This is a genomic window from Mycolicibacter arupensis (assembly GCF_002086515.1).
Lineage (GTDB): Bacteria > Actinomycetota > Actinomycetes > Mycobacteriales > Mycobacteriaceae > Mycobacterium > Mycobacterium arupense.
In genome coordinates this window covers 1-10341 of record NZ_MVHH01000076.1, presented here as the reverse complement: position 1 = coordinate 10341, position 10341 = coordinate 1, and the positions used below count along the sequence as shown (strand labels likewise).

Genomic DNA, 10341 nt, shown 5'->3' with positions numbered 1-10341 from the left:
CCATCGGAGGCCAACCACCGGTCACCCGACTGACCAACCTCCCTGGACATCACAGTTAGGCGGGGGCTAGAACGGCTCTTCGGCTCCGCCGGGGTTGCAGCCGTTGGCCAACAGGTTCACGCTGTCCACGTCCGGACGCCACGGCTCCAGGTTCCAACTGGTCTTGCCGGGCTGGATGAACTCGGCGAACTGCCAGTGGCACAGGAACTGGGCGCGCATACCGGCCGTGTTGGCCTCGGGGTTGCGCTTGACGACCTCCGACCACGCCTGCTCGCCCTGGCGCAGCGTGCCGGGCTCGCCCGCCTCGGTACGGCCGGTCTCGGTCGGGTACACCCGCAAGCTGGTCCCGCCGTCATAGGTCACCCACTCGGTGTTCCGCACGTACGGCGCCGCGCTGATGCCCGCCGAGCCCAGGAAGCCACCGGCACCGCCAAAGCCGCCCGCGCCGCCTTCGCCGCCGAGACCGCCGTCGCCGCCGCGACCGAACACCAGGCCGCCCGCGCCGCCGTCACCCCCGGCGCCACCGGTGCCGTCGCTGCCCTCGCCGCCCAGGCCGCCGTCACCGCCCCGGCCCAGCCACCAGGCACCTGCGCCGCCGATGCCGCCAGCACCACCGATGTCGCCGTCACCGCCCGTGCCGCCGGTTCCTCCGGTGCCCAGCAGCATGCCGAGGCCCACACCGCCGGTACCGCCGACAGCACCGACGCCGCCGGTACCGCCCTCGCCACCTAGACCCATGAACCAGCCGCCGGCGCCACCGTCGCCCCCGGCGGATTCCAGTCCACCGAGCCCACCTGCTCCACCATTGCCGAAGAAGCCCGCGTCGCCGCCGGTCCCGCCGACCCCGTCGACGCCCGCGATGCCCGCGCCGCCGTCACCGAAGAGGAACCCGCCGTCACCGGCATCGCCGAACCAGCCCAACTGGCCGAAGACGCTGGTGTTGACGCCGTCGAAGGCGTCGATTCCATCGCCGATCAGATCCCGGCCGAACAGGGTGGCGAACGGCGCATTGATCAGGGCGAGGCTGTACTCGCCGAACGGGCTGGAAATCCATTGCTGCAGGCCCTCATGCAGCGGCGCGTAGATGTACTCGTTCACCCATTCGGCAGAGTCGAAGGACTGGTTCGGTCCGGGCCAGGCCAGCACGGCGTCGATGGTGTCGGAGAACAGTTTGCTGGTCGCCGGGTCGAGCTGGTCGGTGAAGGACTGCACCAGGGCCATCAGGCTGCCGAGGTCGAGCCCGCCCGCCGCACTTCCGGCCACCGCTGCCGGCTCCGCGGCGTCGAGCATCCAGGTCCAGTCCCAGTCCGCCTGGGCGGGAGCGCTGGCCAGCATCGGCGCCACTCCCACCAGCACGGCACCCGCCGCGCAGGCGGCCACGCGGGTGGGGGAGAGTGCCCGGTAACCGCTACTGCGTGGTACGCGTGTGCGCATGGCCACCAACCTCCCTGAGTCCCAGCTAGAGCTCAGGGAACTATAAGTCAAATACGGGGTCTGCGGTATTTGAGCGAGTCGGGAGTGCCGAGTTGTTCGGTCCGGCCCCTACGACGTCAGATCTCTGCGCCGCAGGGCCCCGAAGCCCACGGCGATCAGCCCGGCGTCGACAGCCAGCAGCAGTATGAGGGGAAGCGGGTTCACGCCACCGCCGGTGACCAGCGGGACGTGCGCAAACGGTTCCAGGTCGAGCACCCACTGCGGCAGACCGGACAGGGTGCCGAGCAGATACAGCGCGACGAAGCCGATCAGCACCGCCCAGGCTGCGGGCGCGAAGCGGGCGGCGATCCCGAACAGCGCCACCGCCACGGCGGCGGGCAGCCAGACCGCCGGCAGCTGCACCGCCGCGCTGGCCAACACGGTGGGCAGCTGCCCCCCGATGTCGCCGGCCGCTGTCCCGTAGACGATTCCGGCCACCAGCCCGGCGGCCAGCATCGCGATCGCCGGACCTGCCAATGCGGCCGTCAGATGGCTTGCCATCCAACGGTCTCGCGACAAGGCCCCGGCGAGCAGGGTCTCGGCCCGGGCCGCGGTTTCCTCCTGGTGCAGTCGCAGTACCAGGGACACCGCGAATGCCCCGGCGACCATGCCCAACATCGTGAACGCGACCGCGAGGAACGCCTGCTCCAGCGCCGCCGTTCCGCCCAACCGGACGACGATGTCGCGGGCACTGTCGCTGCCCACCTCGTCGGCGATTCCGTGCACCACGCTGCCGACCAGCAGCGCGTAGAGCACCAGGGCCGTGGTCCACAGGACCAGGGCGGCGCGGTCGAGCCGCCACACCAGCCCGAACGCCCCGCCCAGCGTCGGCGCCGCCCGGCGCGGACCCGGACGCTCGGGCAAGAGGCCGGCGCCGACATCGCGACGGGCGGCGAGCCGGTAGGCCAACCAGGTCAGTGCGGCCGTTGTCGCCAGCGGCAGCAGCAGCACCCACCACCGCTCGCCGGCGTACGGCCGCACCTGCAGCGCCCAGCCGAGCGGCGAGAGCCACGAGCATGCGCGCGATCCCGCGTCGCCCACGGCGCGCAGGGTGAACGCGGCGGCCAGGACGCCGAACGCGGCGCCGCGGGCGAACCGGGCGCTGGGGGACAGTTGGGCGGTCACCGCGGCGACCGCGGTGAACACCAGCCCGGAGCAGGCCAGTGCCGCGCCGAAAGCCCACGAGCCGGCGGCTGGGACGGTGGTGGTCAGGAGCCCGGCCGCGCCGATCACCCCGGTGGTCACCGACGCGCCCGCGGCGAGCAGCAGTGCGGCGGTCAGCCCGGCGTGGCGGCCCACCGCGGTGGAGTCGATCAGCTCGGTGCGGCCGTTCTCCTCGTCGCCGCGGGTGTGCCGGATGACGGTCAGGATCACCGCGACCGCGATCAGCAGGTGGTAGATCCCGGCCTTCCAGATGCCCACCGCACCGAGCGAGTCGTTGTAGACGGGCCCGTACATCGCGCGCTGCGCGGGGCTGGCCATGATGGTGGCGGCCAGCCCGGCGCGGTCGGCCGCGGTGGGGTAGATGGCTTCGATGCTGGCGATGTAGACCGTGGCCAGCGGCACCGACAGCAACAGCACCCACAGTGGCGCCACGATGCGGTCGCGGCGCAGGCACAACCGAAGCATCCCCAGCGTGCCGGTGAAATCTGCCGTCGCCCGCCGGGGCCGGTGGCTGCGCGGTGATACCGGTTGCGCAGCAACGGTAGTCATGACCGCGCCGTGTCGTAGTGACGCAGGAAGAGCTCTTCGAGCGTCGGAGGTCGGCTGGTGAGGCTGCGTACCCCGGCCGCGCCCAGCACCGCGATGAGCTCGGCCAGGCCGGCACTGTCGACCTGCGCCTGCAGCACGGTGCCGGTGTAACGCACATCTGCGACGCCGGGGATGCGGGTCAGATCACCGGGGTCGCGCATCAGATCGGCCTGAATCGAGGTGCGGCGCAAATGCCGCAGCGAATCCAGTGAACCGCTCTCGACCACTCGCCCGGCACGGATGATCGTCACCCGGTGGCACAGCGCCTCGGTCTCGGCCAGGATGTGGCTGGACAGCAGGACCGTGGCACCGCGCCGGCTTGACTCAGCGACGCACTGCTGGAAGACGTTCTCCATCAGGGGATCAAGTCCTGTGCTGGGCTCGTCGAGCACGAGCAGCCGGGCATGCGAGGAGAAGGCGGAGATCAGGGACACCTTCTGGCGGTTGCCTTTGGAGTAGGTGCGCGCCTTCTTGCTCGGGTCCAGATCGAAACGCTCGATCAACTCGTCGCGTCGCCTCTCGTCGATGCCGCCGCGCATCCGGGCCAGCAGGTCGATGATCTCGCCGCCGGTCAACGACGGCCACAATGTCACATCGCCTGGTACGTAGGCGATTTCGCGGTGCAGGCTGACTGCGTCTGCCCAGGGGTCGCCGCCGAGCAGCCGAACGGTACCGCTGTCGGCCTTCACCAGGCCCAACAGGATGCGGATCGTGGTGGACTTGCCGGCGCCGTTGGGGCCGAGGAAGCCGTGGACCTCGCCGGCGTGCACCCTCAGGTCGAGACCGTCGAGTGCCTTGACGTTGCCGAAGCTCTTGTGGAGGCCACGGATTTCGATTGCCGGCGAATGGTTGTCAGGTCGCATCGATTCCCCCTTGGTCGGACTCCAGGAACGCCTCATACATGGTGCTGTCGGTCAACAGGCCGTTGGTGTAGATCTCGAGTGCGGGAAGGACCATGTCGCGGGCGTAGTCGCGCAATGCGGTACGCAGGTCGGACGGGTCGTCATGCAGCTGCAGGTACAGCAGGAATGCGCCCCCGCCGGTGATGGCCAGGTAGCGGGCTCGGGCCTTGGGGTCGCGGCTCGGCTTGATGGTGCCGGCGCGCACGCCCTCCTCGAGGTAGCTCTCGGTGTTGTCGATCATCTTGCGCCACAGCGAATTCGCCAGTTCGCCGCCGGACTGCATGCTGCGGACCAGGTAGGACATCAGCGGCGCGTAGGACTCGATTTCGGCCATGGCGGCGAACCAGGTTGCGGGGTCGGAGGACTGGATGGTCTCGGATTTGCCGCTGCGTATCTCCTCGGCGACGAACTCGTCGCAGGCCTTGCGCAGTCCGTCTTTGGAGCCGAAGTGGTGGATGACCAGGGCGGCGCTCACCCCGGCGGCTTCGGCGATCGCCCGGATGCTGACCCCGAACCCGTGCCGCCCGAACTGTTCGATGGCCGCATCGCGGATCTTCGCGGTGGCCGTCAGATCGGCTGAACGCATGTTCAGTAGGCTAAACGCGCGTTCAGCCGAGTGTCAAGGCCTTCCCCTCACCTCCCGCGAGCGTGCGTGTCTGTGCGGCAGATCCCGGCGTGTCGCGTACCAACGCGCACGCTCGTGGGGAACGGGAGCACGCTCACGCGGAGCGCGCTCGAGGGGAATTGCGGGACTAGTCGCGCACGGCGGCCAGCAGGCCGTCGCCCAGCGGAATCAGTGCCGGGGTCAGTCGCTCGTCCACGGCGATCAGCCGGGCAGCTTCGCGCACCGCAACGACCTCGGCGTCATTGGCTGCCGGATCTCCGGCCCGCCCGCCCAGGGCGGCCCGGTGCAGCACCACCACCCCGCCGGAACGCAGCAGCCGCACCGCCTCCACCACGTATTCGGGCTGGTCGATCGGGTCGGCGTCCACAAACACCAGGTCATAGGACGCATCGGCAAGCCGGGTCAGCACCTCCTGAGCGCGGCCGCTGATGAACCGGGTTCGGCCCGGCCCGATACCGGCATCGCCGAAGGCCTGCTTGGCGGTGCGTTGGTGCTCGGGCTCGATGTCGATCGTGGTCAGAACACCGTCCTCGCCCATCCCCGAGAGCAGCCAGAGTCCGCTCACCCCGGCCCCGGTGCCGACCTCGACCACCGCCTTGCCGCCGCTGAGCTTGGTCAGCAGGCTCAACAACGCACCCACCGCGGCGCTGATCGAGCCGACGCCGATCTCCCCGGCCCGGTCACGAGCGGCCGCCAACACCGCGTCCTCGGTCATCGAGTCCTCGGCGTGCGCCAGGAGAGCGTCGGCGCGACTGCGCGGCGGGTCGCCGGGAGTGTCGTCGGTGCTGGCCATGTCCGCAGCGTAGGACACCGGCGTCGTGGGGGGTGAACCGGCGCGCCCGCCCGACACGCCCGGGACACGGCCCGTGTCCGAACCGTTACCTGGGCGCATAACCGCAGTGCGCAGCGCATTCGAACACAGGTTCACAGTCGGCGTTCAGTGAGAGCACAGAGCGGCCATACAGCGATACGCAACGGTATCGGCATGGAACGAGGTAACAACCGGCCTCGAGACGCTCGGAATACGAGGGGCCCGTCGCCTGTTGATCGCGATAGTGCGCTGCCGTCGCCTGACGGCGGCCCCGAGGTGGAGGACGTCGCCATAACCACTTTGTTGCCCCCGGTCACCATGTCGCACCCGACCACCCACTCAGACCGGTACTCCGGCACCGAATGGGTGGACCCGTCGGAGTCGCCGCAGGGAACCGCGGTGTTCGACGCCACCGGAGACGTGGCGGCCATGCCGTCCTGGGACGAGCTGGTGCGTCAGCACGCCGACCGGGTCTACCGGCTGGCCTACCGGCTCTCGGGCAACCAGCACGACGCCGAGGACCTCACCCAGGAGACCTTCATCCGGGTGTTCCGGTCGGTGCACAACTACCAGCCCGGGACCTTCGAAGGCTGGTTGCACCGCATCACCACCAACCTGTTCCTGGACATGGTGCGTCGGCGCGGCCGCGTCCGCATGGAGGCGCTGCCCGAGGACTACGACCGGGTGCCGGCCGACGAACCCGACCCCGAGCAGATCTACCACGATGCCCGGCTGGACCCCGACCTGCAGGCCGCGCTGGATTCGCTGGCGCCGGAGTTCCGGGCCGCCGTGGTCCTGTGTGACATCGAAGGTCTGTCCTACGAAGAGGTCGGGGCGACCCTCGGGGTGAAGCTCGGCACGGTGCGAAGCCGCATCCACCGCGGCCGTCAGGCGCTGCGGGACTACCTCGCCGACCGGTCCGGTCAGCGTGAGGGCTCGGCGATTCGCGGCTCCGCGGCGAGCTGATCCCCGCCTTCAGCGTCGCGTTTCCGCGTTCGCGGGCGGTATCGCGCTACATTCTTAGTGGGTCTTTAATGAGCCCGCCTGGGTGCTGATGAGGCTGAGCGATCGGAGAGGAGTCCGGTGTGACGGACCGCGGAGGTGTCTTCCGACGCGCGTTCTCCTGGCTGCCCGCCCAATTCGCCTCGCAAAGCGACGCGCCGGTCGGTGCCCCGCGGCAGTTCGGGTCCACCGAGCACCTCTGTAGCGAAGCCATCACCGCCTACGTCGACGGCGAGCTGCGGATGAACGCCCACCTGCGCGCGGCCCACCACCTGTCGCTGTGCCCCGACTGCGCGGCAGAGGTCGAGTACCAGGGCCGGGCGCGCTCGGCCCTTCGTGATTCGCATCCGATCCGGATCCCCTCAGCGCTGCTGGGCCTGTTGGCCCAGATTCCCGATTCCCCGGCCGATTGTTCGTCCGAGGAGCAGACCAGGCCGCTGCCCGCCAGCTTCGACGACGGCAAACCTCAAGATCGCCGTAAACGCCGGTAAGGTGGATCCGGAGCGGCGCCAGCGCCAGGGTGATGCTGTGCTCGCTGAGCCTGAAACTGACTCAGGGGTGGACCCGGAAGAGGAATAGGTGAGCGCCAACAACGAGAACGCCGGCGGTAACCGCTTGGCGCCGCGACCCGTCTACCGGCCCCCCGTGGACACTGCGTCCAAGAAGGCCTTCGGCCGGCCCGACGGGGTGCCCGGATCTTTCACGCCCGCCGATGTGCGGCCCAAGAAGTACCGCGAGCAGGGCGACTACGTCCCGCGTGACCTGCCGCCGGACCCCGTGCTCAAGGAGGCCTTCGGCCGCCACGGTGCCGGACCCTCGCTGCAGCGCCATCCCGCCGATGCCGGGGCGCTGAATCGCAACGGCAAGCCGAGCGGTCTGGAGGACACCGGTGACCCGTGGCGGGACCCCGCCGCCGGCGCCGCACTGGGCCAGCCCGCTGTGGTGCCGCCCCGACCGCGCGCGTCGGTCGACGCCGGTGGCCGTCTCGGTGTGCGCGACGTGCTGTTCGGCGACCGGGTCTCCTACCGCACGCTGGGCACGTTGGCCGCGATCGCGCTGGCTATCGGCATGGTCGGCGGTTGGGTCGGGCGCACCACCGCGCAGGTCGTCGAGGCGTTCACCACCTCGAAGGTGACACTGTCCACGAAGGGCAACGCCGAGGAGCCGGCGGGGCGTTTCGCGAAGGTGGCCGAGGCCATCGCCAACTCCGTGGTGACCATTGAGTCGGTCAGCGACGACCAGGGCATGCAGGGCTCCGGCGTCGTCATCGACGGCAAGGGCTACATCGTCACCAACAATCACGTCATCTCCGAGGCCGCCAACAACCCCAGCAAGTTCAAGACCACGGTGGTGTTCAACGACGGCAAAGAGGTCCTGGCGAACCTGGTCGGCCGCGACCCCAAGACCGACCTGGCCGTGCTCAAGGTCGACAACGTCGACAACCTGTCGGTGGCCCGCCTCGGCGACTCCGACAAGGTCCGGGTCGGCGACGAGGTGATCGCGGCCGGCGCACCGCTGGGGCTGCGCAGCACCGTCACCCACGGCATCATCAGCGCCCTGCACCGGCCGGTGCCGCTGTCCGGTGACGACTCCGACACCGACACCGTGATCGACGCGGTGCAGACCGACGCATCGATCAACCACGGCAACTCCGGTGGTGCGCTGATCGACATGGATGCCCAACTGGTCGGCATCAACACCGCTGGAAAGTCGTTGTCCGACAGTGCCAGCGGCCTGGGATTCGCGATCCCGGTCAATGAGATGAAGATCGTGGCCGAGGCGCTGATCAAAGACGGCAAGATCGTCCACCCCACGCTGGGCGTGAGCGCCCGCTCGGTCAGCAACGCCATCGCGTCGGGTGCGCAGATCGCCAACGTCAAGGTGGGCGGCGCCGCGGAGAAGGGCGGCATGCTGGAGAACGACGTGGTGGTCAAGATCGGTGACCGTACCGTCGCCGACGCCAACGAATTCGTGGTGGCCGTCCGTAATCTGACCATCGGTAAGGAAGCCCCGGTCGAGGTGGTCCGGGACGGGCGCCATGTGACGCTGATGGTGACCCCCACCCCCGACGGTTAGGCGTTCGCCGCCGTGTTCGCCAATGTCGGCTGGGGCGAGATGCTGGTCCTGGTGGTGCTCGGGCTGGTGATCCTGGGCCCTGAGCGGCTCCCTGGGGCCATCCGCTGGACCGCCGGCGCCCTGCGCCAGGCCCGCGACTATGTCACCAACGCCACCGATCAGCTGCGGGACGAGATCGGGCCGGAGTTCGAGGACCTACGCGCGCCGCTGAGCGAACTGCAGAAGTTGCGTGGGATGACACCGCGCGCGGCCCTGACCCGGCATCTGCTCGACGGGGACGACTCGCTGTTCACCGCGGTGGGTGCACTGGCCGCTGAGCCGCGTTCCATGCCGCCGATTCCGGCCGTGCTGCCCGATCCGGGCGCACCGGCTCCCTTCGACACCGAGGCCACTTAGGGCCGCCGCGCCGGTCGGCTTCAGCGCCGACTGCCTCCGGTGTCCAACCCCAGCGACATTCCCACCAGCCCGCGCCGGCGGGTGGCCAGTTGATCGGCCACTCGGCGCAGTTCCGCGCCCGCCGGCGAATCGGGCGAGAGCACCACGGGCGAACCGGAGTCGCCACCGGTCACCATCTCGCTGTCGATCGGCACCTGGCCCAGCAGTGGCACGTCTCGGCCCATCGCCCTGGTCAGCCGCTCGGCGACCCGCTCGCCGCCGCCCTCACCGAACAGGTGCATGGTGGTCCCGTCCGGCATGGCCAGCCCGGCCATGTTCTCCACCACCCCGACCACCTGCTGGCGGGTCTGTAGGGCGATCGCGCCGGCCCGCTCGGCGACCTCGGCGGCCGCCTGCTGTGGGGTGGTCACCACCAGGATCTCCGCCGAGGGAACCAGCTGGGCCACCGAGATCGCGATGTCGCCGGTGCCCGGGGGCAGGTCCAGCAGCAACACGTCCAGGTCGCCCCAATAGACGTCGGCGAGGAACTGCTGCAAAGCCCGGTGCAGCATCGGGCCGCGCCACACCACCGGGGTGTTGCCCTGGGTGAACATCGCGATCGAGATCACCTTCACGCCGTAACCGATCGGTGGCAGGATCATCGAGTCGAGCTGCGAGGGCAGGGCCGAGACACCCATCATGCGTGGCACCGAGTGACCGTAGATATCGGCGTCGAGCACCCCGACCGACATGCCGCGTTCGGCCAGCGCGACCGCGAGATTGACCGTCACGCTGGATTTGCCGACGCCTCCCTTGCCCGAGGCGATCGCGTACACCTTGGTCAGGGAGCCGGGTTGGGCGAACGGGATGACGGGTTCGGCGGTATCGCCGCGCAGCTGTTTGCGCAGCTCCGCCCGCTGCTCGTCGCTGAAAACATCCAAGCTGACGGTGACGGGTCCGGTGCCGGGAACGTCGTTGATCGCCGTGGTCACCATGTTGGTGATCTCGGTCTTCATCGGGCAGCCCGCGATGGTTAGGTAGATCGTGACGTGCACGCTGTGATCGGCCGCGATCTCGATGCTTTTGACCATGCCCAGATCGGTTATGGGGCGCCGAATATCGGGGTCCAGCACGGTGCCCAACGCGGCATAGATCGCGTCGTGCAGGGCGGCGGTGTCATCGGGGTTCTCGGACATCGTGACCGAGTCTAAGGCAGTGTCCGGGCCGTTTCGCCCACGGCGAGACCGGCTCAGGCCGGGGGGAGGGCCTGCGGCCCACCGGGAGGGGTGCCGGGCAATGCCGGTGCCGGCGGAGCGGCCAGGGGG

General features: G+C 69.7%; 10 protein-coding genes. 4 read left to right on the top strand and 6 right to left on the bottom strand.

Annotated elements, in window-relative coordinates:
* Positions 1-66 precede the first annotated feature (66 nt).
* The 5 genes from BST15_RS23135 to BST15_RS19970 all read right to left on the bottom strand — a co-directional run bounded on the left by BST15_RS23135 (position 67) and on the right by BST15_RS19970 (position 5545).
* A complete protein-coding gene (locus tag BST15_RS23135) occupies positions 67-1434 on the bottom strand; it encodes a DUF2599 domain-containing protein (protein ID WP_109560248.1) in 1368 nt (455 codons plus the stop codon).
* Between the two features lie 108 nt (positions 1435-1542).
* Entirely contained in the window at positions 1543-3186 is a 1644-nt protein-coding gene (locus BST15_RS19985; RefSeq protein WP_198528331.1) for an ABC transporter permease, read from the bottom strand.
* On the bottom strand, positions 3183-4088 hold the full coding sequence (locus BST15_RS19980) for an ABC transporter ATP-binding protein (protein ID WP_046191263.1): 906 nt from the start codon (positions 4086-4088) through the stop codon (positions 3183-3185). The genes BST15_RS19985 and BST15_RS19980 overlap by 4 nt, the downstream gene beginning before the upstream one ends.
* Entirely contained in the window at positions 4078-4713 is a 636-nt protein-coding gene (locus tag BST15_RS19975; protein WP_046191262.1) for a TetR/AcrR family transcriptional regulator, read from the bottom strand. Before BST15_RS19975 ends, BST15_RS19980 begins: the two co-directional genes overlap by 11 nt.
* A gap of 166 nt (positions 4714-4879) precedes the next feature.
* Positions 4880-5545, bottom strand: a complete 666-nt coding sequence (locus BST15_RS19970) for an O-methyltransferase (protein ID WP_046191261.1) — start codon at positions 5543-5545, stop codon at positions 4880-4882.
* A gap of 192 nt (positions 5546-5737) precedes the next feature.
* Here BST15_RS19970 and sigE point away from each other — a divergent pair, with 192 nt between their 5' ends.
* From sigE to tatB, 4 genes are all read left to right on the top strand, one after another.
* Complete coding sequence (sigE, locus tag BST15_RS19965; protein ID WP_046295750.1) at positions 5738-6529, top strand: RNA polymerase sigma factor SigE; 792 nt, start codon at positions 5738-5740, stop codon at positions 6527-6529.
* Between the two features lie 119 nt (positions 6530-6648).
* Positions 6649-7056, top strand: coding sequence for an anti-sigma E factor RseA (rseA, locus tag BST15_RS19960; RefSeq protein WP_046191260.1), 408 nt, complete (start codon positions 6649-6651; stop codon positions 7054-7056).
* A gap of 88 nt (positions 7057-7144) precedes the next feature.
* The gene (htrA, locus tag BST15_RS19955; RefSeq protein ID WP_046191259.1) at positions 7145-8641 is read left to right on the top strand and encodes a serine protease HtrA; all 1497 of its coding nucleotides are present in this window, start codon (positions 7145-7147) and stop codon (positions 8639-8641) included.
* 12 nt (positions 8642-8653) lie between these two features.
* The gene (gene tatB, locus BST15_RS19950) at positions 8654-9037 is read left to right on the top strand and encodes a Sec-independent protein translocase protein TatB (protein ID WP_046191258.1); all 384 of its coding nucleotides are present in this window, start codon (positions 8654-8656) and stop codon (positions 9035-9037) included.
* A gap of 20 nt (positions 9038-9057) precedes the next feature.
* On the opposite strand, the gene BST15_RS19945 is transcribed toward tatB, so the two are convergent.
* Positions 9058-10212, bottom strand: coding sequence for an Mrp/NBP35 family ATP-binding protein (locus BST15_RS19945; protein ID WP_046191257.1), 1155 nt, complete (start codon positions 10210-10212; stop codon positions 9058-9060).
* Positions 10213-10341 lie beyond the last annotated feature (129 nt).

What these genes read in the sequence shown, in the direction of transcription:
- BST15_RS23135 (WP_109560248.1), bottom strand. Translation starts at nt 1,434, where the DNA reads ATGCGCACACGCGTACCACGCAGTAGCGGTTACCGGGCACTCTCCCCC.
- BST15_RS19985 (WP_198528331.1), bottom strand. Translation starts at nt 3,186, where the DNA reads ATGACTACCGTTGCTGCGCAACCGGTATCACCGCGCAGCCACCGGCCC.
- BST15_RS19980 (WP_046191263.1), bottom strand. Translation starts at nt 4,088, where the DNA reads ATGCGACCTGACAACCATTCGCCGGCAATCGAAATCCGTGGCCTCCAC.
- BST15_RS19975 (WP_046191262.1), bottom strand. Translation starts at nt 4,713, where the DNA reads ATGCGTTCAGCCGATCTGACGGCCACCGCGAAGATCCGCGATGCGGCC.
- BST15_RS19970 (WP_046191261.1), bottom strand. Translation starts at nt 5,545, where the DNA reads ATGGCCAGCACCGACGACACTCCCGGCGACCCGCCGCGCAGTCGCGCC.
- sigE (WP_046295750.1), top strand. Translation starts at nt 5,738, where the DNA reads ATGGAACGAGGTAACAACCGGCCTCGAGACGCTCGGAATACGAGGGGC.
- BST15_RS19945 (WP_046191257.1), bottom strand. Translation starts at nt 10,212, where the DNA reads ATGTCCGAGAACCCCGATGACACCGCCGCCCTGCACGACGCGATCTAT.